The following is a 26570-nucleotide window of genomic DNA, read 5'->3' as shown; positions in this document are numbered from 1 at the left end:
TCTGTATTGCGCACAAAAGTAAGCCTTTCTATTTTAGTTGCAAAGATTTAGTTTTGGCCAAGACGATAAAAATTTGTTAATAAATATACGATTATACTTTTATCTTACTTACATGTCATTTAACTTTACCCTTCAAAACTAAATTTTATAATTTTTGAAAAAATTGTAAAATGATAAATCAAATAGTTAATGTCAACACAATTATTCTCCCCTCTTCAAATTAAAAGTATTCAGTTCAAAAACCGAATGGCTATTTCTCCAATGTGTCAATATTCAGCCCAAGATGGATTTGCTAATGATTGGCATTTAGTACATCTTGGCAGTCGTGCCAGCGGTGGAGCAGCTTTAATCATCCAGGAAGCGACTGCTGTTTCTCCCGAAGGTCGAATATCTCCAGGTGATTTAGGTCTTTGGAAAGAGGAACACATCGATAAATATCAATCCATCAATCAATTTATTGTTTCTCAAAATGCAATTCCTGGAATTCAACTGGCACATGCTGGTAGAAAATCGAGTGTTTCAGAACCTTGGAACGGAAACAAAAAACTGGATGAAACCAATGGCGGTTGGGATACAGTTGCTCCAAGTGCTATAGGATATCATTCCACTGAAAAACCGCCAATTTCATTAGACAAAATAGGAATTCAAAAAGTAATTTCTGATTTTAAATCGGCAACCAAAAGAGCATTGCAAGCTGGCTTTCAAGTAATTGAAATCCACGCAGCCCACGGCTATTTACTACATCAATTCCTTTCGCCATTATCTAATTTCCGAACGGATGAATACGGCGGAAGTTTCGAAAACAGAACTCGATTTCTTCTAGCAGTTCTGGAAGCCGTACAATCCGAATGGCAAGCCAATTTACCTCTATTTATTAGAATATCAGCCACAGATTGGGCAGATGGCGGATGGAATATTGAGGAATCAGTACAGCTTTCGAAAATTGTAAAAGAAAAAGGAGTCGATTTAATTGATGTTTCTTCTGGTGGTTTGGTTTCTCATCAGCAAATTCCTCTGGGACCCAATTATCAAGTTCCTTTTGCCGAAAGAATCAAAAAAGAAACAGGAATTTTAACTGGCGCAGTTGGAATGATAACAGAAGCAAGTCAAGCGGAATCTATTGTTGCCACCGGAAAATCCGATTTAGTTTTATTTGCCAGAGAATCCTTGAGAAACCCTAATTTAGCGTTAGACTTTGCTAATGAATTGAATGCTACTATTCAGTGGCCAATACAATACGAAAGAGCTAAATAAATTTTAGAGTTCAGACTTCAGAGTTTAGATTTTGTGTTAATATATGCCAAACCTCTAATTTGAAGTATTGAACTTGAAATCGACAGAAAATCTAAAATCAACTTTCCTCTCCAACTAATCTAAAATCTACACTCTAAAATCTAAAATTAATTATGAAAAAAATAAAAGCAGCGTTATTGTCCTACGGAATGTCAGGTAAAGTATTTCATGCCCCATATATGGAGCTTCATCCTGGTTTTGAACTATTAGGATCTTGGGAGAGAAGCAGTAAGAACATCCAATCCGATTATCCAAATACGATAAGCTATCCTAGTTTAGAAGCCATTTTAGAAGACAAATCCATCGATTTAGTGGTGGTAAATACCCCTACAGCATCGCATTTTGAATATGCCAAAAAAGTTTTGTTGGCTGGAAAACATGCTTTGGTCGAAAAAGCATTTACCTCCACATTGGCCGAAGCAAAGGAATTAGATGCTCTTGCAAAAGAAAAAGGGTTGAAATTGTTCGTTTTCCAAAACAGAAGATGGGATAGTGATTTCAAAACGGTAAAAAAAGTGCTTTCTGATAATTTGCTTGGCGATATCGTAGAAGCCGAAATACATTATGATCGTTATACACCTGATTTAAGTCCTAAAATACATAAGGAAACTGCCAATCCTGGCTCTGGGATTTTAAGAGATTTAGGACCCCATATTATCGATCAAGCTTTAGTATTGTTTGGTATGCCCAAAGCTATTTTTGCTGATGTTCGATTTACAAGAGAAAACACATTAGTTGAGGATTATTTTGATATTTTGTTGTATTATCCTGAATTTAGAGTACGATTGAAGGCTGGATACTTTATTCGAGAAGCGCTTCCTTCCTTTATTTTTCACGGAAAAAAAGGTTCTTTTTTAAAGTCGCGAGGTGATGTACAAGAAGACGAACTTAAATTAGGAAAAAAACCAAATTTTACAACTTGGGGAACAGAACCTAAAACCAAAGAAGGAATCTTGCATACAGAACTCAATGGTAGCATCTTTAGAGATACTATACCAACGCTTCAAGGTAATTATTACGATTATTTTGATGAAGTGCACCAATCCTTAATTAACAATACAATTGAGCCTGTAACGGCACAAGATGGCGTAAACGTAATGCAAATTATTGAAGCCGCGATACTAAGCAACCAGCAAAAAAGCGCAATCAATTTATAAACAATAACGTTATACTAAACCTTATTGAGAGAAATAAACAAATAAAAAACATTTTGATTTTGTATTTTTGCGGATTCAATTTTAAATAAAAACGTTTTGCAATATTTTAATTTTATTGGCCAATATAAAGCGAAAGGCAAATACAAGAAATCCTATCGTGATGCGAAAGAATCCTACCTGAACAGAATTCGTTGGGCAGTTTCTCTATTTTATTTTGGTATGGGTTTGTGTTTCTCCAGTTGGGCGAGTCGAATCCCAACGATCAAAGCTGATTTACATTTGAGTGATGGACAATTAGGAACAATCCTTTTTGCATTACCAGTAGGACAGTTAATAATGATGATTTTTTCAGGAAAACTGGTGACTCGATTTGGCAGTCATCGTGTACTTCCTTTAGCTGTTTTATTGTATACTATCAGTTTAACAAATATTGGTTTGGCTCATAATTCATGGCAATTGGGACTAGGATTAGTTTTTTTTGGTGTCTCAGGCAACTTAACAAACATAGCTCTAAACACTCAAGGGGTTTATACCGAGGGACTTTTCAAAAGAACTATTATGTCCTCTTTTCACGGCATGTGGAGTTTGGCTGGATTTTCCGGTGCATTAGTTGGCCTTGGAATGCTAACTTTGAAAATCACAACTTATTCTCATTTTCTAATTGTTGGCGCAATTGTTTTGTTATTGGTTGCATTAAATTTAAAATACTTAGTTAAAGCCAAAGAAACCAAACGTCCTGACAAGAAAAAAAGATTTAATAAACCCGATAAATCATTGATTTTATTGGGAGTTATTGGATTTTGCAGTATGGCTAGTGAAGGAATTATGTTCGATTGGAGCGGTGTGTATTTTAAAGATATAGTAAAGGCTCCTGGTTCATTAATCGTTTTAGGCTATACTTCTTTTATGATTATGATGGCAAGCGGACGGTTTTTTGGAGATCGTTTAATTAATAAATTTGGTCGAAAAACGGTGATGCAAATTAGTGGTGTTATGATTTCTACTGGATTGTTTATGGCCGTACTTTTGCCCTATATCATTCCGTGTACCATTGCTTTTATGATAGTAGGCGTAGGAGTTTCTACTGTTATACCTACACTTTATAGTATCGCAGGAAAACATCCAACAATTCCAACAGGCGAAGCCTTGACAGCCGTTTCAAGCGTAAGTTTTCTAGGCTTCTTGATGGGACCACCCGTTATTGGTCACATTGCTGAAGTTTTCGGTCTGCAATTTTCATTTGCATTTATTGGTATGTTCGGTATTTTGATCGCTTTCTTAGTAAAAAAAGTTAAGGAAATGGAGTAAGCTTAAACTCATAATCCTAAGGAAATATTAAAAACATACCCATAAGTCAATAAGTCCCTTTCAAATCATTAAATTTGTAGCTTATTCATAATTATGTTAGAAAAAGAAACAATAAATTTCGAAAAAACCGCAATCGTAGGGATCGTCACTCAAAATCAAAGTGAAGAAAAACTCAAAGAGTATCTTGACGAATTAGAGTTTTTGACCTATACTGCTGGTGGTGAAGTGGTGAAACGATTTTCACAAAAAATGGAGCGCCCTAATCCAAAGACTTTTGTTGGAACTGGAAAATTAGAAGAAATATTACTTTATGTAAAAGAAAATAGTATTTCGACACTGATTTTTGACGATGAATTGACACCTTCACAACAAAAAAACATATCCAAACTTATTGAAGATTGTAAAATCTTAGATAGAACCCATCTAATTCTTGATATTTTTGCGCAAAGAGCTGAAACATCCTACGCTAGAACTCAAGTAGAATTGGCGCAATGCCAATATTTATTGCCTCGCCTTTCTGGAATGTGGACTCACCTTGAGCGTCAAAAAGGGGGAATTGGAATGCGTGGACCTGGAGAAACGGAAATTGAAACCGATAGACGTATTGTACGCGATAGAATTGCCTTATTAAAAGACAAAATCAAAGCCATTGACAAGCAAATGGGAACCCAACGCAGCAATCGCGGCGCAATGGTTCGTGTTGCTTTAGTAGGTTATACCAATGTGGGAAAATCGACTTTGATGAATGCCATTGGGAAAAGTGATGTTTTTGTAGAGAACAAACTTTTTGCCACTTTAGACACAACAGTTCGAAAAGTAGTAATAAAAAACCTTCCTTTTTTACTTTCAGACACCGTAGGTTTTATAAGAAAACTACCCACTCAACTGGTGGATTCTTTCAAAAGCACACTTGATGAGGTTCGCGAAGCCGACTTGTTATTGCACGTTGTCGACATATCACATCCCGAATTCGAAGATCACATTGCCTCAGTAAACCAAACTTTATTGGACATCAAAGCGAATGATAAGCCAATAATTATGGTTTTCAATAAAATTGACGCTTACAAACATTTGACCATTGACGAAGATGATTTAATGACTCAAAAGACTCCGCGTCACTTCACTCTCGAAGAATGGAAATCCACCTGGATGAGCCGTGTGGGTGAGGAAAACGCCTTGTTTATTTCAGCTACTGAGAAAGAAAATTTTGAAGAATTCCGTGAACGGGTTTATGAAGCCGTAAGACAGATTCACATTACTCGTTTTCCTTACAATAAGTTTTTGTATCCAGATTATAAGGATGCTGTTGAAAAAGAAGAAAAATAATTTACGCTAATATTACATTCACGAATCCCTTTTGACATCTTTCAATAGGGATTTTTTTTTGGGCATGACCCTGCTACAATCCTTAAAACAGTTTCAGGCTTTTCATTATAAAGTAAGTTCACTGAACTAAAAAAAAATATCTGTTAGATGAAATAATCTTTTATTTCACTGCGTTACTTAAAAGGATTTCTAATACTATCCTAATTGCGAACTCAACACTTATTTACGGGTAAATAAAAAAACCATTTTCAATAAAAAAAACATCTTTAAGAATGAACCACAACCTAGTAATATTCAATATTTTAAATTTAAAATATACGAATAATAGATAAGTTATTAAGCCCAATTATTTTTTAAAAACATATTGTGGCACAGTTGTTGGAATTCTGTAAATATATAAACGAAACGAATAAAAAATATAATTTAAAAATATTGAAATCATGAAAACTTTGAAATTAATTGCCGTTGGAATAATTCTATTTGTATCAAGCACTTCAAATGCACAAATTTCAATTAATCTAAACATAGGGACTCCTCCGGTATATCACCATACAGAAAATGTCGTTGTAGAATATTATTACCTACCTGACATTGAAACTTATTATGATGTTCGTGCTTGTCAATATGTTTATTTAGATGGAGGAAGTTGGATACGTACTAGAAACTTACCTTATCAATATAGAAATTATGATGCCCGAAATGGATATAGAGTAAGTTTGAATGATTATCACGGTCACCATCCTTATCAAAACTTCAATAATGATAGAAGGAGATATTATGAAGGGTATAGAGGTGAAAATCATAGTCATGTCATGAATCGAAATTATGATCGTAAAGAGTATCATGAAAATAACCATGAAGATGACCATGAAAATAACCGTGAAAACTGGAAAGAAAATAGATATGCTTCAAACGATCGCAACCAAAAAGGACATTATAAACATGAAAACCATGGAAGACGTTAATTAAACGCAATAAAGGCTGTCCGGAATATTTTCTGAACAGCCTTTTTTATGTAGTGTACTATAAATTAAAAACCATAATTAAGTCCTAAACCAAATACTTCCCTAGTTTGAAAACCTTGAAAAGCATTATCATCATATATCGCATGAAATGTAATATTTGCAGTCAATAGTCGATTGACTTTCATTAAAATATTAATTTGATAATCAATGTCTACGTTTCCAGGTTTGTCTAAATAATTAGAATATAAGCTTAAGATATTTTCAACATTAACATTACTCATTAAATTTAATTTGTAATACCCTGCAGCATAAAACCCAAGTTCATATCGTATGCTTTTATTGGCATCTACGCCAAAATAACTTCCGTCTATATAGCCCAATCCAGAAGTATATTTACTATTTACAAAAGTTAATTTAGAAGTTATTGGAGCAAAATTTACTTTTACTTTATCATTTTTCTTCCAATATAATCCAGGTCCAAAAGCAAGATATGCTGGCGAGAATAACTCCGTATTTTTCACTCTCGTTTCAGAGCCGTTGCTATCTTTTCCGTAAACATATCCCGCAGAAAATTGTGTTTTAAAATTTAAGAACAAAGAATAATACCAATCTCCAAAGGCCTTTTTTCCATAAACAGAGTTGAATTCAAAACGATCGTCCGTTTTCTTTTCAAAATTTGAATTTTTTGTTCGCAGCATTCCGTAAGATCCAATTAACTTGTTGTCCCAAGTTACTAAATCTTGTTTATAGTTGAACTCATAATTGATTCCTATATTTCCTGAAAGACTGCTTTCGCCTCCAGCAATCCAGTTGTTAAAGTTGGCTTGGTTGAATAATAAGGAAATATTACCCTTATTTTCCCATCCATTTGTTGTCGTATCTGCAATGGTTTTCACTGCTTTTTCAGTGTTTTTGAGAAGCTCTTTTTCTGAAGTTTGAGCTTGAACATAGAAAATGGAAACTAAAAAAACAACACTTAGCAGAAGATTTTTCATGATTTTTCATTTTTTTGTTAGTCTAACAAATATAAAAAAAAACGCTCAAATTTTCTATTAACTGAATTGATAATTAGGTCACTAAATTTATTTTTTAGAAGCTTTATACAAGGGCACTGCAGAACAAGCTTCTCCATACATTATACTTCTGGCATAGGATTGCAAGTACTGTGCTACTATAATATAAGCACGCATAGGCACTGGTTTTTTCGAGCAACCTTTGATTATCACTGCCTTATTTTCATACACTGAATAATCTACTTTAGAAAGTAATTCTTCATATAAAGCAGAGTCCAAATCCTCAATTGTTCCGTTTACAATTTTCTTGGCATAAGGCACCAATTGCACCGCAACCAAAATAGAAGCCCAAGCAGGAACAATAGCACCTGTGCTACAATTAATAGCAACAAACTGGTCTTGATATTGTGCCCAATCGTGGGACTTTAGATGTTCTCTAAAGTCTTTTTCTTTCAAAAGAAATCCTTCAAGAAGCCATTGCGAAATATCAATTTGCACACGAATTCCCTTTGGATAATAATCTTCGAGATCGAAAACCTCCAAGGCACTATTGGCTACTTTATTTACTATTTCTTCCATAATTAGGTCTTAAAGTCAAAGCTCGAAAGTCATAAAGTCTGACTTGAAACTTTATGACTTTTAACTTTATGACTGTATTTTAAAGCATTCCTAGTTCTAATTTTGCTTCTTCACTCATTAAATCTTTGCTCCATGGTGGATCAAAAGTAATTTCTACTTCAGCATTTTTAATGTGTTCAATCGATTTTACTTTCTCTTCTACTTCTCTAGGTAAACTTTCTGCCACAGGACAGTTTGGCGAAGTAAGCGTCATCAGAATTTTTACTTCAAAATCCGTACTAACCATAACGTCGTAAATCAATCCTAATTCGTAAATATCAACAGGAATCTCTGGATCGTAGATTGTTTTAAGTTTTGCTACAATTTCAGTTCCTAATAAGTTAGTGTCTATTGCTTGTTCCATAATTTTTATTTTTTTTAACCATATAAGGAATTTAAGGTCATTAAGTTTTTGTTTTGATTTAATTTTGAACTTAAATGTCCTAAGTGATTAGTTAATTATTCTTCTAAATATCTATATAATTCGTTAACATAAGATTTCTGTCCTTCTTTAAAAATATGCATAACATTAAAATTTATAATTAATGCTATTGGTACTTCCAAAAGTTTCATATAAGTTAATAGTTGTGATTCGTGTATTGGCATAACTTTTTCTACTGCCTTTAACTCTACTACCAAACTACTTTCTACTAATAAATCACATTTCAAGCCTGCCTCTACATCTAATCCTTTGTAATTAACAGGAATTATAAGTTCAGTTTTAAATTCAATTCCTCTTAAATTTAATTCTTTTTTTAGACAATTATGATATACACTTTCTAAAAGTCCTGGTCCAAGATGTTTGTGAACTTCAATTGCAGCTCCATTCACTTGATACACTAAATTTTTTAAATATGTTTTTTTCATAATTTTTTTAATGCTAATAAATATATTTTCTAACTTATTTGACCTTAATTGCCTTATATGTTAGGAGATTTATTTTTTTGCATCGAATGCCAATGCGTACATTTTTATATTTTTTATCATCGAAACCAATCCATTGGCGCGAGTGGGTGATAAATGTTCTTTTAAACCAATTTCATCTATAAAATCCATTTCAGCATTCAAAATATCCATTGCAGCTTGATTTGAAAAAACACGAATTAGTATGGCTATAATTCCTTTAGTTAAAATGGCATCACTGTCGGCAGTGAAAAGAATTTTGTCACCATCCTGTTCTCCTTTGAGCCACACTTTCGACTGACATCCTTTGATGAGATTGTCATCGCTTTTGAATTCTTCTTGGATTAATGGTAAATTTTTACCCAAATCAATTATGTATTCATAGCGCTGCATCCAATCGTCAAACATCGAAAACTCATCTATTATTTCTTCTTGTATTTCTTTTATTGTCATTATTATTTTTTAACAAAGGTATTTATTTTATCAACTAATTTTTTGATTTCAACTGGTGGATTTCCATGATCAAAAGAACTTGTTTCATAAGTCTTACCTTTAAAAACAACTTTCAAATTGGCGATTGCTGCCCCATCATGAAATCGTTTTTGACTTGGCCCTTTATAAGTTGGCAAACTATCCAAATTGATCGTTTCAAAATAACCAACCAACTCTTTCCAGTCTTTATCTGTAATATTTGTGGTAATCGGTTTATCGTTACCGCTTCTATCTTTCGAAACCATCACCGTTTGGTTTTGGATGGTTATCTTTTGATAAAAACCTCTCGTATTGGCTGTATATTCTAAAACTGCATCTTTACAATCCTGTTGTGATTGACTTGAACAGCTTTTGCTTAGAAATAAACTCAAAAACAGCATCGTATATAATTTCATTTCTATTGTTTTAAGAAAGCATTAGTTGTGCTTTTTTGACTGCTTCAACCATAACGTCTATTTCCTCTTTTGTATTATAAAATGAAAAACTAGCTCTAATAGTCCCAGGAATTTTAAAAAATTCCATGATGGGTTGTGCGCAATGATGTCCAGTTCGTACAGCTATTCCTAACTTATCCACAATTGTACCAATATCATATGGATGAATTTCGCCAACATTAAATGAAATCACAGATGTTTTTTCCTTGGCAGTACCGTAAATTTTTAATCCTTCAATTTCTAATAATCGCTTGGTACCGTATTCTACTAATTCTTTTTCCTGTTGTTGAATGTTTTCAAAACCAATGGAATTCATATAATCAACTGCAGTTCCCAGCACAATTCCTCCTGCAATATTAGGCGTTCCTGCTTCAAATTTATGAGGCAAATCAGCATAAGTAGATTTTTCGAAAGTGACTTCCTTTATCATTTCGCCACCACCTTGATATGGAGGCAATTGGTTCAACCACGCTTCTTTACCGTATAAAATTCCAGTTCCAGTTGGCCCACACATTTTGTGTCCAGAAAACACATAAAAATCACAATCCAATTCTTGAACATCGGGTTTTAAATGTGGAACGGCTTGTGCTCCATCAATTAAAATCGCAGCACCAAATTCATGCGCTTTATCAATCATGTATTTGATTGGATTGATCGTTCCCAAAGCGTTTGAAATATGATTTACCGTTACGATTTTAGTTTTTTCCGATACTAATTTATCATATTCGGCCATAATCAATTCGCCGTTTTCATTCATTGGGATCACTCTCAATGTGGCTCCTGTTTTCTCACACAACATTTGCCAAGGTACAATATTGCTATGATGTTCCATGGCCGAAACTAAAACCTCATCACCAACCTTTAATATTGAAGCAAAACCATTGGCGACAGCATTAATTCCATGCGTTGTTCCCGAGGTGAAAATCACCTCGTGAGCAAATTTGGCATTGATATGATTTTGAATTGTAGCTCGTGATACTTCATAAGCATCAGTTGCCAATTGGCTCAAAGTATGTACTCCACGATGAATATTTGCATTGATTTCTTGATAATATTGCGCTATTGCATCAATCACAACTTGTGGTTTTTGCGAGGTGGCGCCGTTATCAAAATAAACCAATTGTTTTCCGTTTACTTTTTGAGAGAGTATTGGAAAATCGGCTCTAACTTTATTAATATCTAACATTGTATCTGCTTTATATTGTACTTTATAGGTCATATTCAATGCCTGTAATTAACAATCATTAAGATAACACCATTTAAAATTGGCATTTCTTTATTTAGAAAAATTCTAAATACAAAAGTAATAAAACTAAATTGGTTTCGCCACGTATTCGCCAATTTACTTGTGTTAATTTTGATGTAATTTCATAACAAAATTTGAGAATTCGTGGCTAAAAAAAATTAAATTGCATTGATTTATAATTCACTTGTATGCACAAAACAGTCAAAATTCTTGGCATCTCTTTTTTATTAGTTGCCATCTATTTAGGATATATTAATTATCCCAAACTGGCTTTAATTTCGGGATTTTCAGCCAAAAGTGTTGCATCAGGACATTTCATAGACAATCGTTCTCAAGAAATGATTGAAAAAGGGGACAATGATTTTGACCCTATTGACTTAGCGAGTAACACAATTGATGAAAAAGGAAAATTTGCTAGTGCTTCTGTTTTTGGGTTGAAAGAACGAAAAGCCATCTATCGCGAAGGATTAGGAGCGACATTAATCAACGACAATTTTGATATTTCAAAAGCTTACGAAGTTCCAAAAAGAATACAATTCAAAAACAACTTAGCTTTTCCTTATGGAAACCATGAACCGAAAGATACTTTTTTTTCCAATATAGATTATGCTAAGTTAGAAAAGACAATCGCCAATGCATTTGATACAAAAGGAGAGAAAAAGAAGAGAACCCGGTCAATTATCGTGATTTATAAAGACAAAATTATCGCCGAAAAATACGAGGTGGGTTTCAATAAAAATTCTAAAATATTGGGTTGGTCCATGACCAAAAGTATTGCAGCAACATTGTATGGAATTTTACAAAAACAAGCAAAAATTAACATCAATAAACCCGCTCCAATTGTCGAATGGGCAAAAGACAAACGAGCCAAAATCACCATCAATGATTTACTACACATGAACTCCGGCTTAGAATGGGAAGAAGACTACACTAAAATTTCGGACGCCACAAAAATGCTTTTCTTGTCTGAAGACATGAGCCAAGCACAAATTCAAAAACCGGCACTATATGAACCCAACACTCATTGGAATTATTCCTCTGGAACTACTAATTTGCTATCTGGCATTTTGCGAAAGCAATTCAAAACTCATCAGGAATATTTAGATTTTTGGTATTCTGCATTAATTGACAAAATTGGGATGCATTCGATGGTAATCGAAACCGATATGGCAGGAAATTATGTGGGTTCTTCTTATGGCTGGGCAACAACAAGGGACTGGGCAAAATTGGGATTGTTATATTTACACAAAGGAAACTGGAACGGAGAACCACTTTTTGAAGAAAGTTGGATAAACTATGTAGCGACTCCAACTAAGGGTTCCAAAGGAGATTATGGAGCTCACTTTTGGCTGAACGCCGGCGGAAAATTCCCTGATGCTCCACGAGACATGTATTATTGCAGCGGTTTTCAAGGACAAATGGTTGCTATTTTTCCAAGCAACGATTTAGTGATTGTTCGAATTGGTTTGAGTGAAAACTTTGATTTTAATGGCTTATTGAGCGGCGTTGTGGGGAGTTTACACCTCAACTTAAAATAATATAAAAATAAGTTAAGTATTTAAATACAAATAAATTAAAAAAAATTAAATTTAGAGTTCTTTTTTCACTAAAAATTCAACTATGGCGACATTACTCATAAACAAGAAAAAATACACCATTGATGTAGCTCCCGAAATGCCTTTACTTTGGGCGATTAGGGACGTTATAGGACTTACTGGAACTAAATACGGATGTGGGGCAGGAGCTTGTGGAGCTTGCAAAGTGTTAATAAACGACGAAGCTATTTATTCCTGTTTAACTCCCGTTTCTGAAGTGGTTGGAAAAAACATAACTACTATTGAGGGCACAACCGAAAATTTACAATTACTACAAAAATCATGGGCTGAGTTTAATGTTCCTCAATGTGGATTTTGTCAGCCAGGTCAACTGATAGCTGCTACTGTTTTACTAAATGCGAATGCTAACCCAACCGATACCGATATTGACGACGCTATGAGTGCCAATATTTGCCGTTGTGGAACCTACCCACGCATCAAGCAAGCCATTCGTCACACAGTTGAACTTAAAAAACTGCAGAAATAATGAGTGAAATTCAAAACATAAGTCGAAGATCATTTATAAAAAACATCGGTTTAGGGACTGGTGGACTAATTATAGCCTGTAATTTTTCAGCATTTGCACAAGGAGAAAACGCTTTAGCGGCGAGTTTTATTCCAAATTTATTTGTCGAGTTAAATGCTGATGGAAGTTTAATTTTAATAGCCTCACGCTCAGAAATGGGAAATGGTGTGCGCACTTCATTAACTTCAATCATTGCCGATGAAATGGAAGCGGATTGGAATAAAGTAACCGTAAAACAAGCTATTGGACATAAAAAATATGGAGATCAAAACACCGATGGCTCTCGAAGTGTCCGTTATTTATATGATACCATGTTGAAAATGGGAGCTACAACAAGGATGATTTTACTATCGGCTGCAGCCAAAAAATGGAACGTACCCGAAAGCGAATGTCGTGCAGAAAATCATTTTATTGTTCATACTAGTGGCAAAAAAATAGGCTTTGGTGATTTGGTCGAAATAGCAAAATCAATTGAAGCGCCAACAAAGATTACCTACAAAGACCCAAAAAACTACAAATACATTGGCAAAAGCTTAAAAAGCATTGATGTTGAGAAATACGCAAATGGAAGTGCTGTTTTTGGACTCGATTTTCGTTTGCCTAATATGAAATATGCGGCAATTGCTCGTTGTCCCGTTACTTTTGGAACAGTAAAATCCTTCAACAAAACCGAAGCGATGAAAATTCCAGGTGTCGAAGCCATAATCGAAATTGCTAGAGTCAAAAGACCTTTTGGCGCTTTGGGTGGCGTAGCAGTAATCGCTTCGAATACTTGGGCCGCTTTTAAAGGAAAAGAAGCCTTGGAAATAGAATGGGATTATGGTAAAAATGTGACTTATGATTCTGAGAAATACATGGAGCAAATTACGCAAAATGTTCATAAACCGGGTAAAGTCAATAAAGAAATAGGAGATGTAGAAAAAGCCTTTAAAGAGGCTACAAAAATTGTCGAAAGCACTTTTCAAATGCCTCATTTATCTCATGCCCCGATGGAAGTACCTAATGCAGTGGCTTGGGTAAAAGAAGATAGTTGTGAAGTTTGGTGTCCTACCCAAAATCCACAAGCGGCACATACCGAACTAAAAGAATATTTAGGATTTGATGATGATAAAGTTATTATAAACGTCACTTTCTTAGGTGGCGGCTTTGGACGAAAGTCAAAACCTGATTATGTAGTAGAAGCCGTTATTCTATCTAAAGCCATCAAAGCTCCCGTACAAGTCGTCTGGACTCGAGAAGATGAAACAAAACACGGTTATTACCACACCGTAAGTGCTCAGTATATGAAAGCTTCGCTCGATGCAAAGGGTAATGTTACTGGATGGTTGCATCGTTTTGCTTTTCCATCAATTGGGTCCACCTTTGATTCTAGCAACGAATATCCAGCGAGTTGGGAAGCTTCAAGTGCTGCTGACGTTCCTTTTGCTATAAATAATTTAAAAATAGAATCGGGACATGCTCCGGCAATGGTTCGAATTGGTTGGTTGCGTTCCGTAATTAATATCATACATGGATTTTCTATCAATGTTTTTGCTGATGAATTAGCTTATGCTGCTAATCAAGACCCCTTAGATTTTAGGCTAAAATTAATTGGAGAGGACCGAATCCAAGACACCAAAGACCCGATAAAATACAATACAGCACGTCTCAAAAATGTGTTAAATAAGGCTGCGAAAAATGCTAATTGGAGTAAAAAATTACCCGACGGACATGCCTATGGTATTGCGGTTCATTATAGTTTTTACTCTTATGTAGCTTCTGTTGTTGAAGTTTCGATGATGGATGGAATGGTAAAAATTCATAATGTCTATTCCGTTATTGATTGTGGAAAAGTGGTTAATAAAAATACGGTAATAGCGCAAATGGAAGGAGCTGCCATTTTTGGAATGTCGTTAGCCCTTTACGGAAAAATTACAGCTAAAGAAGGGGCAATTGAACAAAGTAATTTTGGCGATTACCGATTGGTTCGAATGAATGAAGCACCCAATATTCATGTAGAAATTGTAGAAAGCGACGAAGCTCCGTCCGGAGTTGGCGAGCCGGGAGTTCCTGTAATTGCTCCAGCAATTATCAATGGAATTTATAAACTAACCGGAAAACGATATTATAATTTGCCTTTGAGTGATTATGAAATTGCATAATACCACTAAATTGCATCGCCTTCTCCCTATCACTTGGGTCTATGATTTACAGAATTTGATTATTTATTCCTATATTTAGTTCCTCTGCGTGAGGGATTGCAGTGGAGCTCTTTTTTTATTTGGCGATTTTTCTTCGCCAAATATAAAAAAGCGGGAACGAAAAGCCCGACCCGAAGTTTTTACGAAGGGTCACGCCCAAATTTAAAAAAGATGTTATTCGTATCATTTATCCCTTACTACTAAAACCATATACATTTAATGAACAATTGGATTGAACTTTTACAAGAATTTAAGGCTAAGAGAATTCCAGTAGCTCTCGTTACAGTAAGCAAAATTATAGGTTCGGCGCCATGTAAATTGGCCTCGAAAATGATAGTAACCCAAGATAAAACAATTTTCGGGACTATTGGCGGAGGTAAATTAGAATTTCAGGTAATCGATCTAGCCGTTATTGCCATTCAAGAAAATAAAATAACCACTTTCAGCTATACATTAGGCCCTGAATTTGAACAATGTTGTGGCGGAAAAGTAGAACTAATCATTGAACCCATGAATCAATTTCCCGAATTACATTTATTTGGTGCTGGACATATAGGAGTTGCACTTTGCTCGATTTTAAATGACACCCCATTTATCATTCATTTATACGATACCCGAGAGAACTGGCGAGAGACAATTGATTTAGACCCCTCAATAAAATACAGTTCGATTCCATTTGATCTCTATAAACAAACGATTCCTTGGGGAGCCAATTGTTATGTTGCGATTATGACTCACGACCACCGATTGGATTTTGAAATCACCGCTCTTGCTTTGGTTTCTGAAACGAAATACATTGGCCTCATTGGTAGTAAAACTAAAAAAAGCCGATTCAATAAGATGTTAATTAATGAATTGGGTTTAAAAGGAGGCATTGCTCCAGTACATTGCCCAATAGGATTGGATTTAGGAGGAAGTACTCCAAAAGAAATTGCGATTAGCATAGCCTCTGAATTATTGAAAGTCTATTATGGAAAATAATTCCGTTTTTGTTTTGCTTGCTGGAGGGAAATCGGAACGAATGGGTGTCCCTAAAGGATTGCTTGCTTACAAAAACACGTTTTGGATTTTAGAACAATTAAATCGAATAACTAACACCGCAATAACCGAAGTTTATATCGGTTTGGGATTCCAGTTTGAGGACTATTTTGAAGCGATTCCTTTTTTGGCGAAAGCCCAAAACCAATTTGAAGCATTCGAAAATCTGCAAATTAAAGTGGTTCTAAACAAAAATCCAGAAGCAGGATCATTCTCCACTTTGCAGTCGGTTTTAGTGCATATCCCCAAAAGCAAATCAGTTCTGATTCAGCCTGTAGATATTCCTATTTTGAATAGAACGGAATTACAAAAAATTATAGAATCCCAAAATACGGTGGTTCAACCCAATTACAATGGCAAAAATGGTCATCCTATAAAGTTGTCTTCCTTGTTCTGGAATCCTCTTTTAGCCATTGTTTGTAAGAATGAGAATGCCCGTTTGGATTTCCAAATCAAAAAAACAAATCCTGAACAACGTACTAAAATAGAGGTTCAGGATTCGTGCTGTATACAAAATTTGAATTCTCCAGATGATTGGTTGGTTTATAAAAACACAACTAAATAAAGCTGTTTTTCTACCTCATTTTCTTTACCATTTCTGGCGTTATAACAGCTTTATTATTTCCCCAATTGGCATACACATACGTTAAGACATCTGCAATTTGCTGATCATTAAGTTCCTGTTTAGGCATTGGGGTGGTGTATTTTTTTCCGTTAACGGTTATTGCTCCCAAAGAACCATTTAGTATTTGTTTTATTGCTCTATTGACATCGGCATTTAAGTAATCGGATTTTGCAAGTGGAGGAAATGCTCCTGGAATACCGGTTCCATTCATTTGGTGGCAAGACATGCAAACTTTATTATAAATGGTTTTTCCGTTATTTGCTTGTGGCTGCATGCTAACTTGGTATGGAGAACTAATGGATTCATTCCAAGTGGAATCACTAGATGCCCTTTTAAAACTTTGTAGCGCTAATGCGATTAATGCAATTCCTATAATATATTTTTTCATTTTTTTAAAGTTTTGAATTATTGGTTTATGAACAAAAAGTAAGCCATATGATTTTCATTATAAAAATTGGCTAATTTTCGTTTAAATTAGGTAAAATCTAGGGCTTGACCATAATTGATGATTCATTTATTTTTGTTAATCTTCTAATTTTTTTATTTTTTCAACCACATCGCCTATTTCAAACAAACGCATGATTTTGAATAGAGAGACTGTAAAACACCCTGAATTGGTGACTAATTTGGCTTTTTCCGCAATACAAATATCTCTTTTTAAAACACATTCATCAAAACTACTTCCTGAGAGAGGCGCCATTTCTAGCGCAAAATTCCACGCTCCTTCTCTTGCACGTTGCATGCTAAAATCAATAAAGAAGGAATCGAAATTTTTAGTCTTTTTCAATATCCATAAAAGTGTTGGCCATATTTCACAGAGGTCTCTTTCTACATCAGCAACTAAGGAAGATAAGATTGCATTTATGGTATTAAAATCTTTTTGCAATTTATGAATTTCTTCTTTTGGGCAAACTTGAGCAGCAGCGATTCCTAAATCTAAATTGATATGGGCATTCATTCCTAATAAAAGATGTTGAAGTACGATTAGCCAGTAGTTATCGGTTAGCTTGAAAGCGATTTCCCATGATTCAGAAACTGGCATTTTTTTCTGATTTTGATAATAGGCCTTGATGTATCTGTTGGCAAAAATTACGTCTAGTTTTTCCATTCTTGGCCCGTTTTGGAAAGTGCCTTTTGCAATTCCCTCCTTCACTTTTTGAGTTACTTTGAGATAGAGCACAGAAAAATATCCTTTGGTCGATTTTTCTTGTATCGATTGTAGAATAATGTTATGAAGTAACACAATTACCTCATCGATAGTTGTTGCCTGTGGAATCATTTTTTTTATTTTTAATAAAAATAAAGATTTTTATAGTTTGAAGTAGAATTATGGGGATGATTTTTACAAAGAAAAAGGTGAATGTTTTACAATAATAGTAGGTAAATATTACCTTTTAATTTGAAACGAACTAATGTAAAGTTCAAAGATTTAATTAAATTTACAGTAATAATCAATTAAAAATGAAAGTAGTACTATCAATTAAGCCCCAATATGCGAATTAGATATTTGATGGGACAAAAAAATTTAAATTCAGAAAAGCTATTTTCAAAAACCAAAATGTCACTTCGGTTTTGGTTTATGCTTCGTCTCCAGTGCAAAAAGTTATCGGGGAATTTGAAATTGGCGAAATATTCAAATATGGTCTTGCAACGCTTTGGGATAAAACTAAAGAATATTCTGGAATATCAGAAGCTTATTTTTATGAATATTTTGCAGATAGAAAACACGGTTTTACTAATCAAATTAAAAATAAAACTAAGTTTAAAATCCCTACAAATCTGAAGGAAGATTACAATTTAACTCCACCGCAATCTTTTGCCTATTGGAGTTCAAAGGGATAATTTTTAGCCCCGATAGCAGTGGAAACCCTTTTCTTGTTTTTCTTTGAAACAAGAAAAGATTGCAACGAATAGCGGGAAATAGCTCCATAAAAAAACCCAACAAATAATAACATTTGTTGGGTTTTTAAAATTATAATCAATTACTAGTACTACAAATCAAATCCAATTTTAACACCCAATTTGTTGGCGATAATCTTAGTGATTCGTTGTTTTATTTCAGGGATTTTGATGTTTTCGATTACGGCATTTGAGAAGGCATACATCAATAATGCTTTGGCTTCTTTCTTAGGAATTCCGCGTTGTTGCATGTAGAACATTGCTGTTTCGTCCAATTGTCCCACAGTACAACCATGAGAACATTTTACGTCATCGGCAAAAATTTCCAATTGCGGTTTGGCGTTTATAGTTGCTTTGTCGCTCAAAAGAATGTTGTTGCTTTTTTGGAAAGCATTGGTTTTTTGAGCTTCTCTTTCTACATATACTTTACCATTGAAAACACCGGTTGAATTATCAGAAAAGATTCCTTTGTAATCTTGGAAGCTTTCGCAATTTGGTGTAGCATGATTTACCAAAGTGTAATGATCTACGTGTTGATTGTCGCCAATAATGGTAATTCCGTTCAAAGTACTTGTCAATCTTTCTCCAAAATGGTAGAAATTCAAGTTGTTGCGCGTCAGATTTCCTCCAAAAGAAAAAGTATGAACCGAAACGTGACTTCCTTGTTTTTGGGAAACATAAGTATTGTCAATTAAATTGGCTTCAAGGTTGTCATTTTGGATTTTATAATAATCCACAATGGCCCGTTTTTGTGCAAAAATCTCCGTAACTGAATTGGTCAAAACTGGATTTTTAGTCAAATTTTGATGTCTTTCGATGATTTGAACGTGTGAATTTTCTCCAACAATCACTAAATTTCTAGGCTGAACCATCAAAGCAGCTTCATTACCAGTCGAGAAATACATAATCTCAATTGGTTTACGAACCACTGTACTTTTAGGAATATTGATATATGCTCCTTCATTAGCAAAAGCAGTATTCAAAGTAGTTAAACTTTCGTCTTTGCTTGCAATGTTGTTAAAATAAGTATCAATAATCATTTTGTATTTTGGCTTGTTCAATGCCGATGACATCAAACAAACATCCAATCCTTCGTGAGTGGTAGAAGACAAATGGGAACTAAAAACACCATCAATAAACACTACTTTGTAGGTGTCGATTTCGTGGATGAAATATTTTTTTACTTCCTTGAATTCTATAGTCGATTCATTTTTAGGAAAAACGGTAAAGTCATTTTTTAAGATGGCATTTAGCGAAGTGTATTTCCAAGACTCCTCTTTTTTGGTAGGGAAACCTTTATTTTCGAAGTTTTTTATTGCAGTTGTTCTCACATTATAAAGTTCGGAATGAACATCAATACGTTCTTCAAAAGCCATAAAAGACGATAGTAATTTTTCTTTTAAATCCATTTTATTTAAGTCTTAAAGTCTTAAAGTCGAAGGTCATAAAGTCGAATGCGTGGACGCTTTCAAACTTTAGACATTCGACTTTTGACTATTTTTTTAAGCTTCTTGTTCTAGTTTAATCCAGTCGTATCCTTTTTCTTCTAGCTCATGCGCTAGTTCTTTTCCACCTGATTTTACAATTTTTCCGTTGTAAAGAACGTGTACAAAATCAGGAACGATATAGTCTAATAATCTTTGGTAGTGTGTGATAACAACGATAGCATTTTTGTTACTTTTCAATTTGTTCACTCCATTAGCAACAATTCTTAAAGCATCAATATCCAAACCTGAATCAGTTTCATCAAGAATAGCTAGTTTTGGTTCTAACATAGCCATTTGAAAAATTTCATTTCTTTTTTTCTCTCCACCAGAAAAACCTTCGTTTAGCGAACGAGATAAAAATTTACGGTCGATTTCTAACAATTCTGATTTTTCGCGAATAAACTTCAACATTTCATTGGCAGGCATTTCTTCCAATTTGTTGGCTTTACGAGTTTCGTTGATGGCAGTTCTCATAAAATTAGTTACTGAAACTCCTGGAATTTCAACTGGATATTGGAACGAAAGAAACACTCCTTTGTGTGCTCTTTCTTCTGGAGACAATTCTGAAATATCTTCATTGTCCAAATAAATTTCTCCATCAGTAACTTCATAGGTATCGTTACCTGCTATGATGGAAGCAAGCGTACTTTTTCCAGCACCGTTTGGTCCCATAATTGCGTGGATTTCTCCTGCTTTTACTTCAAGGTTAATCCCTTTAAGAATTTCTTTGTCGCCAATTGTGGCATGTAAATTTTTTATTGATAACATTTTGTTTCTTTTGTTTATTCGTAATGACCTTTTAGTGATAAAATGTCTAGTATTTCGATTGTATTTTCTTCTGTAACTTTATATATAATGCGATGTTCTTTATTTATTCTTCTTGACCATTTTCCAGAAAGCTGGTGTTTCAATTGCTCTGGTTTGCCTATTCCTTGAAAAGGATGTAATTGAATATCTTCGATTAAAGCAGTGATTTTATTCATAATAGCTTTATTTCCAGATTTTTTCCAATATTCTCTGTCTTTTTGCGCTTTTTCTGAATAAACTACTTCCACAAATCTTCTAATTTTATCCTTATTCCTTTTCCTTCTTTAATGCTTTGTTCAGCCTCCAAGATTTCTTTTACAAATTCAGGATTGTATGGTTTATCAATCTTTTCTTCAATTTCAAAACCTAATGATTTTGCCAATGATTTCAAAACTGGATAATCTTTTTTCTTGACGTTTTTTAAAATGAGTTCCATATCTATTGTAATTTAATAGTGTTACTTCAAATTTACAAAAATTATCCTACTGAACCTTCCAAAGAAATCTCCAATAATTTCTGTGCTTCCACTGCAAATTCCATCGGCAATTTATTCAATACATCTTTACTAAAACCGTTTACGATTAAAGCAATGGCTTTCTCAGTTGGAATTCCACGTTGATTGCAATAGAATACTTGGTCTTCACCTATTTTACTGGTTGTGGCTTCATGTTCTATTTTTGCAGTTGGATTTTTACTTTCGATATAAGGAAAAGTATGCGCTCCACAATTGTTTCCCATTAATAAGGAATCGCATTGTGAAAAGTTCCTTGCATTATCGGCATTTGGACCAATTTTAACTAATCCTCTATAACTATTTTGAGATTTACCCGCAGAAATTCCTTTAGAAATAATGGTTGATTTGGTGTTTTTTCCAATGTGAAACATCTTAGTTCCTGTATCGGCTTGTTGGAAATTATTGGTAACGGCTATCGAATAAAATTCACCAACTGAATTATCTCCTTTTAAAATAACTGAAGGATATTTCCATGTTATGGCAGATCCTGTTTCTACTTGTGTCCAAGAGATTTTTGCGTTTTTCTGACACATTCCTCTTTTAGTCACAAAGTTAAAAACACCCCCCTTTCCTTCTTTGTTTCCAGGATACCAGTTTTGAACGGTTGAATATTTAATTTCGGCATCGTCCAAAGCGATTAATTCCACCACCGCTGCGTGCAATTGATTTTCGTCACGACTTGGCGCAGTACAACCTTCTAGATACGAAACATAACTACCTGCATCTGCAACTAATAATGTTCTTTCGAATTGTCCTGTTCCTGCTTGATTGATACGGAAATACGTCGAAAGTTCCATTGGACAACGAACGCCTTTTGGAATATAACAGAAACTTCCGTCAGAGAAAACAGCCGAATTCAAAGCCGCATAAAAATTATCTCTTTGTGGGACAACGGTTCCTAAATATTTACGAACTAATTCTGGATGTTCTTTTATGGCTTCAGAAATACTCATAAAGATAATTCCTTTTTCGCCTAATGTTTTCTTAAATGTTGTAGCAACTGAAACGGAATCGATTACAATATCCATCGCAACGTTGTTCATCATTTTTTGTTCATCGACAGAGATACCTAACTTTTTGTACATTTCTAAAAGTTCAGGATCTACATCGTCTAATGTTTTATTAGGGTCAATTGCTTTTGGAGCAGAGTAATAAGAAATAGCCTGAAAATCTGGTTTTTCATATTTCACGTTGGCCCATTCAGGTTCAATCATTTGCTCCCAAGCACGAAAAGCTTCGATGCGCCAATCGGTCATCCATTGAGGCTCTTCTTTTTTATGAGAAATGGCGCGAACGATATCTTCATTTAAACCAATAGGAAACGTTTCCGATTCTATATCAGTATAAAATCCGTACTCGTATTCCTTAGTTTCGAGTTCGACTCTTAAATGGTCTTCAGTATATTTTGACATAATTAATTAATCTAAAAGATTGAAAAAATCTAAAAAATCTAAAAAAAGTAACTCGAAAAATCTAAAAAATATAAAACAAGGATATTCATTATTTTTGATTTTTGCTCTTTTTACTTTTTTTAATCCTTTTGATTTTTTTGATTTATTTTATCTTGTTGTTCAAGGGTTTTTAAATATTTTATATAATTCCCTAACTGTTTTGAAATTTCAATAACATCATTTCGATGGTTATAAAAATTTTCTTCATTAATATATTCTAATAATCTCAGAAAGTTAAACATATTTCTACATTCTCCAGCTGAACCTTTTGAAAAATAAAGAAAACGTGTTAATTCTTTTTTAGTTTCTCTTTCAAAACCTTCTGCAATATTGTTTGAAATAGAAAGCGCAGCCCTTTGCAACTGGTCTTTTAAACCATAATCTTTAGCAATTTTTTCATTCGTCAAGGTCAATTTATATACTTTTACTCCAAATTGAAGTGCTTTTTGATACACTTCCATTTCCTCGAAAGAACTGTACTTTGCCATATAAAATGTATCTTAATTAAAAAGAATCTGGATATTTAAATTATTTCGCTTTTTTTAATTTTTTCGCTTTTTTATAATGAAAATGATTCTCCACATCCACAAGTTCTGCTTGCATTGGGATTATTGAAAACAAATCCTTTTCCGTTTAATCCTCCAGAAAATTCTAAAATCGTTCCAGCTAAGTAAAGAAACGATTTTTTTTCGACAGCAATTGTTATATCATTGTCAACAAATATTTTATCATCGTCTGCTTTGTTTTTGTCAAATTTCAAATCATAAGACAAACCAGAGCATCCGCCGCTTTTCACGCCAACCCTTACATAATCGACAGCAGCATCAAAACCATCGTCTTTCATTAAGTCAATGATTTTCTTTTTGGCAGTATCAGATACTTTTATCATAATCGTTATTTTGATTTTGTCTAAATAAAAGGCAAAGGTATTACAATTTAGGCTTGAAGTCAAACATCCTAACATTTTTATAACTATAATTAGATAGAAAAAGTCTATTTGGCCTTATTAAATGCTAATGTATTTCCGTAAATTGCAGTCTTATTTAGATTCTTAAATTATTTTAATTCTCAAATTTTACAATTCGTATCCTAAAAAATGAAATTATATCCTATAGAAACTGGCAATTTTAAGTTAGATGGTGGTGCTATGTTTGGCGTTGTACCAAAAACAATCTGGAACCGTACTAATCCAGCCGATGAAAACAATTTAATTGACATTGCTGCACGTTGCTTACTTATCCAGGATGGCAATCGATTGACTTTGATAGACAACGGCATGGGCAACAAACAATCGGAAAAGTTTTTTGGCTATTATTCGCTTTGGGGAACTCATTCTCTTGATAAATCATTGGCTAAATACGGTTTTCATCGCGATGACATTACAGATATTTTTCTGACGCATTTGCATTTTGATCATTGTGGCGGAAGTGTGCAATGGAACAAAGATAAAACCGGATATGAAGTTGCCTTTAAAAACGCGAAATATTGGACCAATGAAAATCATTGGGAGTGGGCAACAAAACCAAATCTTCGCGAAAAAGCCTCCTTCCTTTCAGAAAACATCTTACCTATTCAGGAAAGCGGACAATTGCATTTCATAAAAAGATCCGAAGGTGATTTATTGACTACATCCGAATTGGGTTTTGGAATTTATTATGTAGATGGTCATACCGAGAAAATGATGATTCCACACATTCAATACCAAGATAAAACCATTTGTTTTATGGCAGATTTGTTACCAACTGTTGGTCATTTGCCCTTGCCTTACGTCATGGGTTATGACACCAGACCACTATTAACCATGCCCGAAAAAGCTAAATTTCTGAATGCTGCCGTTGAAAACAACTATTATCTTTTCATGGAACACGACGCTCATAATGAAATTATCACTGTAGAAAACACCGAAAAAGGAGTTCGAATGAAGGCCGTTTTCAATTGTGATGAAATATTAAATTAAAGTTAATCCACGTGTTTTTATAACAAATAATGATATTTTTGTTTTTTTTAAATCACTGAATTTTTATGAATACTACTAGATTACTTTATTTATCTGCTTTTGCAACCTTAACTTTTGCAGGGTGCAGCACAACAAAACAAGTTTCAAATTCTACAGTTAAACTACCTCCGATTAGTGCCCCTTTGAATAGTAAAAAAAAGGCTCCACTTAGCGAAAATGAATTAAAAAGATGGAGTCAACTTGATATTGTAAAAGACACCATTCCTGGGATGAGTGTTGATAGAGCTTATGCCGAAATATTGAAAGGAAAAAAAAGTGTTCCGGTTATTGTGGCTATATTAGATTCTGGTGTAGATATCAACCATGAGGATTTAAAAGATGTGATTTGGACCAATAAAAAGGAAATTCCTGGAAACGGGATTGACGATGATAAAAACGGATATATTGATGATATTCATGGATGGAATTTTCTTGGTGACATTACAAATGAAAATTACGAATTTGACAGAATCCTTGGTAATAAAAATAGTGTCGACGAGGCAACCTACTTAGAAGCAAAAGCGGCTCACGATAACCAATTTGACAAAAGCAATAAAGCAAAAGTTAAATCAGAAAACTTGTTGTCAAGCATCAATGAAAGTGATGCGATATTAGAAAAACGACTCGGAAAATCGGTTTACTCAATCGGAGATTTAAATTCAATTGTTACTGAAGATCCAGAAATTCTAAAAAGTAAAGAGATCATAGGAAAAATACTTTCTATTGGAATTCCAGTTTCAGAACGCAAATTGACTATTCAAAAACAAATAGATGATTACAACGCCTTTCTAAACGGAGAAAATGCTAAGACCAACTTTAGAAAAGTTTTAGGGGACAACCCAAATGACATAACAGATACAAAATACGGAAACAATTATCTTTTAAGTAACAAACCTGTTAGTCTCCACGGAACCCATGTCGCTGGAATTGTAGCACAATTGAGAAACAATGATAAAGGAGGTGACGGAATCGCAAATAATGTTTTAATTATGCCGGTTCGTGCTGTACCAGCGGGAGACGAATACGACAAAGATATCGCACTTGGTATTCGTTATGCAGTGGATAATGGAGCAAAAATCATTAACGGGAGTTTTGGAAAATCCTTTTCGCCTCAAAAACAATGGGTTTTTGAGGCCATTAAATATGCAGAAAGCAAAGATGTTTTAATCGTACATTCGGCTGGAAATGATGCAAAAGACATTGATATCGAAGCTACTTTTCCAAATGATTCTCAAGATAAAGTAACCGAATTTGCTGATAATGTCATTACTGTTGGCGCTTTGAATTTTGATTATGGAGACAAAATAGTAGCCTATTTTTCTAACTATGGCAAATTAAATGTGGATGTATTTGCACCCGGTGTGAAAATTTATGCGACGACTCCAAATAATTCCTATAAATACCTACAAGGAACATCAATGGCTGCACCGAATGTAGCGGGAGTTGCAGCATTAATCCGTTCGAATTATCCAAATCTATCTGCAAAACAAGTAAAACATATTTTGATGGATTCGGGTGTGGCAATTACAACGGATGTAATCGTTGGAGGAAAATCAACTGACATTCGTTCTTTTACTACTTTGTCGCAATCTGGTAAAATTGTAAATGCATACAATGCCTTGTTAATGGCTGAAAAATTATCAAAAAAGAAAAAATTTATACTTTAAAATTTATACAGAAGGATGAAAATCCTTCTG

The 26570-nt window shown here is 34.1% G+C and carries 29 protein-coding genes; 13 read left to right on the top strand and 16 right to left on the bottom strand.

Going from position 1 to position 26570, the window contains the following annotated elements; translation table 11 throughout:
• Positions 1-189: 189 nt before the first annotated feature.
• From E0F76_RS03190 to E0F76_RS03170, 5 genes are all read left to right on the top strand, one after another.
• A complete protein-coding gene (locus E0F76_RS03190) occupies positions 190-1254 on the top strand; it encodes an NADH:flavin oxidoreductase/NADH oxidase (protein ID WP_132001227.1) in 1065 nt (354 codons plus the stop codon).
• A 152-nt stretch (positions 1255-1406) separates the two neighbouring features.
• Positions 1407-2450, top strand: coding sequence for a Gfo/Idh/MocA family oxidoreductase (locus E0F76_RS03185; protein WP_132001224.1), 1044 nt, complete (start codon positions 1407-1409; stop codon positions 2448-2450).
• 96 nt (positions 2451-2546) lie between these two features.
• Positions 2547-3758 carry an MFS transporter gene (locus tag E0F76_RS03180; RefSeq protein WP_132001221.1) on the top strand — a complete coding sequence of 404 codons (1212 nt, stop codon included), beginning with the start codon at positions 2547-2549 and terminating at the stop codon, positions 3756-3758.
• A 93-nt stretch (positions 3759-3851) separates the two neighbouring features.
• A complete protein-coding gene (gene hflX, locus E0F76_RS03175) occupies positions 3852-5084 on the top strand; it encodes a GTPase HflX (RefSeq protein ID WP_132001218.1) in 1233 nt (410 codons plus the stop codon).
• Positions 5085-5524: 440 nt separating this feature from the next.
• Entirely contained in the window at positions 5525-6049 is a 525-nt protein-coding gene (locus E0F76_RS03170; RefSeq protein WP_132001215.1) for a hypothetical protein, read from the top strand.
• Positions 6050-6114: 65 nt separating this feature from the next.
• Here E0F76_RS03170 and E0F76_RS03165 read toward each other — a convergent pair whose 3' ends face one another.
• The 7 genes from E0F76_RS03165 to E0F76_RS03135 form a co-directional block, all read right to left on the bottom strand.
• Positions 6115-7044 carry a DUF3078 domain-containing protein gene (locus tag E0F76_RS03165; protein WP_132001212.1) on the bottom strand — a complete coding sequence of 310 codons (930 nt, stop codon included), beginning with the start codon at positions 7042-7044 and terminating at the stop codon, positions 6115-6117.
• 87 nt (positions 7045-7131) lie between these two features.
• Complete coding sequence (locus E0F76_RS03160) at positions 7132-7641, bottom strand: DUF2480 family protein (RefSeq protein ID WP_132001209.1); 510 nt, start codon at positions 7639-7641, stop codon at positions 7132-7134.
• 79 nt (positions 7642-7720) lie between these two features.
• Positions 7721-8044, bottom strand: coding sequence for an SUF system Fe-S cluster assembly protein (locus tag E0F76_RS03155; RefSeq protein WP_132001206.1), 324 nt, complete (start codon positions 8042-8044; stop codon positions 7721-7723).
• A 95-nt stretch (positions 8045-8139) separates the two neighbouring features.
• Entirely contained in the window at positions 8140-8547 is a 408-nt protein-coding gene (locus E0F76_RS03150; RefSeq protein ID WP_132001204.1) for a GxxExxY protein, read from the bottom strand.
• A gap of 69 nt (positions 8548-8616) precedes the next feature.
• Positions 8617-9036 (bottom strand): SufE family protein, encoded by a 420-nt coding sequence (locus E0F76_RS03145; protein WP_132001201.1) that lies wholly within the window; start codon positions 9034-9036, stop codon positions 8617-8619.
• Positions 9037-9038: 2 nt separating this feature from the next.
• Positions 9039-9470, bottom strand: a complete 432-nt coding sequence (locus E0F76_RS03140; protein WP_132001198.1) for a hypothetical protein — start codon at positions 9468-9470, stop codon at positions 9039-9041.
• A gap of 10 nt (positions 9471-9480) precedes the next feature.
• Positions 9481-10695: an aminotransferase class V-fold PLP-dependent enzyme gene (locus E0F76_RS03135; RefSeq protein ID WP_132001650.1), complete on the bottom strand. Its 1215-nt coding sequence runs from the start codon at positions 10693-10695 to the stop codon at positions 9481-9483.
• Between the two features lie 248 nt (positions 10696-10943).
• Here E0F76_RS03135 and E0F76_RS03130 point away from each other — a divergent pair, with 248 nt between their 5' ends.
• The 5 genes from E0F76_RS03130 to E0F76_RS03110 all read left to right on the top strand — a co-directional run bounded on the left by E0F76_RS03130 (position 10944) and on the right by E0F76_RS03110 (position 16659).
• A complete protein-coding gene (locus E0F76_RS03130; RefSeq protein WP_132001195.1) occupies positions 10944-12293 on the top strand; it encodes a serine hydrolase domain-containing protein in 1350 nt (449 codons plus the stop codon).
• A gap of 82 nt (positions 12294-12375) precedes the next feature.
• Positions 12376-12837 (top strand): (2Fe-2S)-binding protein, encoded by a 462-nt coding sequence (locus E0F76_RS03125; protein ID WP_132001192.1) that lies wholly within the window; start codon positions 12376-12378, stop codon positions 12835-12837.
• Positions 12837-15017: a xanthine dehydrogenase family protein molybdopterin-binding subunit gene (locus E0F76_RS03120; RefSeq protein ID WP_132001189.1), complete on the top strand. Its 2181-nt coding sequence runs from the start codon at positions 12837-12839 to the stop codon at positions 15015-15017. The genes E0F76_RS03125 and E0F76_RS03120 overlap by 1 nt, the downstream gene beginning before the upstream one ends.
• A gap of 258 nt (positions 15018-15275) precedes the next feature.
• Positions 15276-16037 carry a xanthine dehydrogenase accessory protein XdhC gene (xdhC, locus tag E0F76_RS03115; protein ID WP_132001186.1) on the top strand — a complete coding sequence of 254 codons (762 nt, stop codon included), beginning with the start codon at positions 15276-15278 and terminating at the stop codon, positions 16035-16037.
• The gene (locus E0F76_RS03110; RefSeq protein WP_132001183.1) at positions 16027-16659 is read left to right on the top strand and encodes a nucleotidyltransferase family protein; all 633 of its coding nucleotides are present in this window, start codon (positions 16027-16029) and stop codon (positions 16657-16659) included. The genes xdhC and E0F76_RS03110 overlap by 11 nt, the downstream gene beginning before the upstream one ends.
• Positions 16660-16669: 10 nt before the next feature.
• Here the strand turns inward: E0F76_RS03110 and E0F76_RS03105 are convergent, their stop codons facing one another.
• The gene (locus E0F76_RS03105; protein WP_132001180.1) at positions 16670-17107 is read right to left on the bottom strand and encodes a c-type cytochrome; all 438 of its coding nucleotides are present in this window, start codon (positions 17105-17107) and stop codon (positions 16670-16672) included.
• A 135-nt stretch (positions 17108-17242) separates the two neighbouring features.
• Complete coding sequence (locus E0F76_RS03100) at positions 17243-17998, bottom strand: DUF5995 family protein (protein ID WP_132001177.1); 756 nt, start codon at positions 17996-17998, stop codon at positions 17243-17245.
• Positions 17999-18291: 293 nt separating this feature from the next.
• Here E0F76_RS03100 and E0F76_RS03095 point away from each other — a divergent pair, with 293 nt between their 5' ends.
• Positions 18292-18561, top strand: a complete 270-nt coding sequence (locus tag E0F76_RS03095; RefSeq protein ID WP_220398889.1) for a hypothetical protein — start codon at positions 18292-18294, stop codon at positions 18559-18561.
• Positions 18562-18710: 149 nt separating this feature from the next.
• Here the strand turns inward: E0F76_RS03095 and sufD are convergent, their stop codons facing one another.
• The 7 genes from sufD to E0F76_RS03060 form a co-directional block, all read right to left on the bottom strand.
• Entirely contained in the window at positions 18711-20027 is a 1317-nt protein-coding gene (gene sufD, locus E0F76_RS03090; protein ID WP_132001174.1) for a Fe-S cluster assembly protein SufD, read from the bottom strand.
• Positions 20028-20120: 93 nt separating this feature from the next.
• A complete protein-coding gene (gene sufC, locus E0F76_RS03085; RefSeq protein WP_132001171.1) occupies positions 20121-20873 on the bottom strand; it encodes a Fe-S cluster assembly ATPase SufC in 753 nt (250 codons plus the stop codon).
• 14 nt (positions 20874-20887) lie between these two features.
• Positions 20888-21160 carry a Txe/YoeB family addiction module toxin gene (locus tag E0F76_RS03080; protein WP_132001168.1) on the bottom strand — a complete coding sequence of 91 codons (273 nt, stop codon included), beginning with the start codon at positions 21158-21160 and terminating at the stop codon, positions 20888-20890.
• The gene (locus tag E0F76_RS03075; RefSeq protein WP_132001166.1) at positions 21151-21348 is read right to left on the bottom strand and encodes a DUF2683 family protein; all 198 of its coding nucleotides are present in this window, start codon (positions 21346-21348) and stop codon (positions 21151-21153) included. The genes E0F76_RS03080 and E0F76_RS03075 overlap by 10 nt, the downstream gene beginning before the upstream one ends.
• Positions 21349-21389: 41 nt before the next feature.
• Positions 21390-22838: a Fe-S cluster assembly protein SufB gene (sufB, locus tag E0F76_RS03070; RefSeq protein ID WP_132001163.1), complete on the bottom strand. Its 1449-nt coding sequence runs from the start codon at positions 22836-22838 to the stop codon at positions 21390-21392.
• Positions 22839-22957: 119 nt separating this feature from the next.
• Positions 22958-23365: a four helix bundle protein gene (locus E0F76_RS03065; protein ID WP_132001160.1), complete on the bottom strand. Its 408-nt coding sequence runs from the start codon at positions 23363-23365 to the stop codon at positions 22958-22960.
• A gap of 71 nt (positions 23366-23436) precedes the next feature.
• The gene (locus E0F76_RS03060; protein WP_132001157.1) at positions 23437-23766 is read right to left on the bottom strand and encodes a HesB/IscA family protein; all 330 of its coding nucleotides are present in this window, start codon (positions 23764-23766) and stop codon (positions 23437-23439) included.
• Positions 23767-23973: 207 nt separating this feature from the next.
• Between E0F76_RS03060 and E0F76_RS03055 the strand changes: the two genes are divergently transcribed.
• Both E0F76_RS03055 and E0F76_RS03050 read left to right on the top strand, forming a co-directional pair.
• Positions 23974-24834, top strand: a complete 861-nt coding sequence (locus tag E0F76_RS03055; protein WP_132001154.1) for an MBL fold metallo-hydrolase — start codon at positions 23974-23976, stop codon at positions 24832-24834.
• A 65-nt stretch (positions 24835-24899) separates the two neighbouring features.
• Positions 24900-26540, top strand: coding sequence for a S8 family serine peptidase (locus tag E0F76_RS03050; RefSeq protein WP_132001151.1), 1641 nt, complete (start codon positions 24900-24902; stop codon positions 26538-26540).
• Positions 26541-26570: the final 30 nt, after the last annotated feature.

It is taken from the genome of Flavobacterium cellulosilyticum (genome assembly GCF_004349355.1).
Taxonomy (GTDB): Bacteria; Bacteroidota; Bacteroidia; order Flavobacteriales; family Flavobacteriaceae; genus Flavobacterium; species Flavobacterium cellulosilyticum.
The sequence above is the reverse complement of the archived record's forward strand: the minus strand, read 5'-3'. Positions and strand labels throughout refer to the sequence as shown.

Bases quoted from the DNA above. Each gene is read 5' to 3' on its own strand.
- E0F76_RS03190 (WP_132001227.1), top strand. From the start codon at position 190: ATGTCAACACAATTATTCTCCCCTCTTCAAATTAAAAGTATTCAGTTC.
- E0F76_RS03155 (WP_132001206.1), bottom strand. From the start codon at position 8,044: ATGGAACAAGCAATAGACACTAACTTATTAGGAACTGAAATTGTAGCA.
- E0F76_RS03110 (WP_132001183.1), top strand. From the start codon at position 16,027: ATGGAAAATAATTCCGTTTTTGTTTTGCTTGCTGGAGGGAAATCGGAA.
- E0F76_RS03135 (WP_132001650.1), bottom strand. From the start codon at position 10,695: ATGTTAGATATTAATAAAGTTAGAGCCGATTTTCCAATACTCTCTCAA.
- E0F76_RS03065 (WP_132001160.1), bottom strand. From the start codon at position 23,365: ATGGCAAAGTACAGTTCTTTCGAGGAAATGGAAGTGTATCAAAAAGCA.
- E0F76_RS03185 (WP_132001224.1), top strand. From the start codon at position 1,407: ATGAAAAAAATAAAAGCAGCGTTATTGTCCTACGGAATGTCAGGTAAA.
- sufC (WP_132001171.1), bottom strand. From the start codon at position 20,873: ATGTTATCAATAAAAAATTTACATGCCACAATTGGCGACAAAGAAATT.
- hflX (WP_132001218.1), top strand. From the start codon at position 3,852: ATGTTAGAAAAAGAAACAATAAATTTCGAAAAAACCGCAATCGTAGGG.
- E0F76_RS03125 (WP_132001192.1), top strand. From the start codon at position 12,376: ATGGCGACATTACTCATAAACAAGAAAAAATACACCATTGATGTAGCT.
- E0F76_RS03160 (WP_132001209.1), bottom strand. From the start codon at position 7,641: ATGGAAGAAATAGTAAATAAAGTAGCCAATAGTGCCTTGGAGGTTTTC.
- E0F76_RS03165 (WP_132001212.1), bottom strand. From the start codon at position 7,044: ATGAAAAATCTTCTGCTAAGTGTTGTTTTTTTAGTTTCCATTTTCTAT.
- E0F76_RS03050 (WP_132001151.1), top strand. From the start codon at position 24,900: ATGAATACTACTAGATTACTTTATTTATCTGCTTTTGCAACCTTAACT.
- E0F76_RS03140 (WP_132001198.1), bottom strand. From the start codon at position 9,470: ATGAAATTATATACGATGCTGTTTTTGAGTTTATTTCTAAGCAAAAGC.
- xdhC (WP_132001186.1), top strand. From the start codon at position 15,276: ATGAACAATTGGATTGAACTTTTACAAGAATTTAAGGCTAAGAGAATT.
- E0F76_RS03100 (WP_132001177.1), bottom strand. From the start codon at position 17,998: ATGATTCCACAGGCAACAACTATCGATGAGGTAATTGTGTTACTTCAT.
- E0F76_RS03170 (WP_132001215.1), top strand. From the start codon at position 5,525: ATGAAAACTTTGAAATTAATTGCCGTTGGAATAATTCTATTTGTATCA.
- E0F76_RS03145 (WP_132001201.1), bottom strand. From the start codon at position 9,036: ATGACAATAAAAGAAATACAAGAAGAAATAATAGATGAGTTTTCGATG.
- E0F76_RS03060 (WP_132001157.1), bottom strand. From the start codon at position 23,766: ATGATAAAAGTATCTGATACTGCCAAAAAGAAAATCATTGACTTAATG.
- E0F76_RS03105 (WP_132001180.1), bottom strand. From the start codon at position 17,107: ATGAAAAAATATATTATAGGAATTGCATTAATCGCATTAGCGCTACAA.
- E0F76_RS03120 (WP_132001189.1), top strand. From the start codon at position 12,837: ATGAGTGAAATTCAAAACATAAGTCGAAGATCATTTATAAAAAACATC.
- E0F76_RS03130 (WP_132001195.1), top strand. From the start codon at position 10,944: ATGCACAAAACAGTCAAAATTCTTGGCATCTCTTTTTTATTAGTTGCC.
- E0F76_RS03055 (WP_132001154.1), top strand. From the start codon at position 23,974: ATGAAATTATATCCTATAGAAACTGGCAATTTTAAGTTAGATGGTGGT.
- sufD (WP_132001174.1), bottom strand. From the start codon at position 20,027: ATGGATTTAAAAGAAAAATTACTATCGTCTTTTATGGCTTTTGAAGAA.
- sufB (WP_132001163.1), bottom strand. From the start codon at position 22,838: ATGTCAAAATATACTGAAGACCATTTAAGAGTCGAACTCGAAACTAAG.
- E0F76_RS03150 (WP_132001204.1), bottom strand. From the start codon at position 8,547: ATGAAAAAAACATATTTAAAAAATTTAGTGTATCAAGTGAATGGAGCT.
- E0F76_RS03075 (WP_132001166.1), bottom strand. From the start codon at position 21,348: ATGGAACTCATTTTAAAAAACGTCAAGAAAAAAGATTATCCAGTTTTG.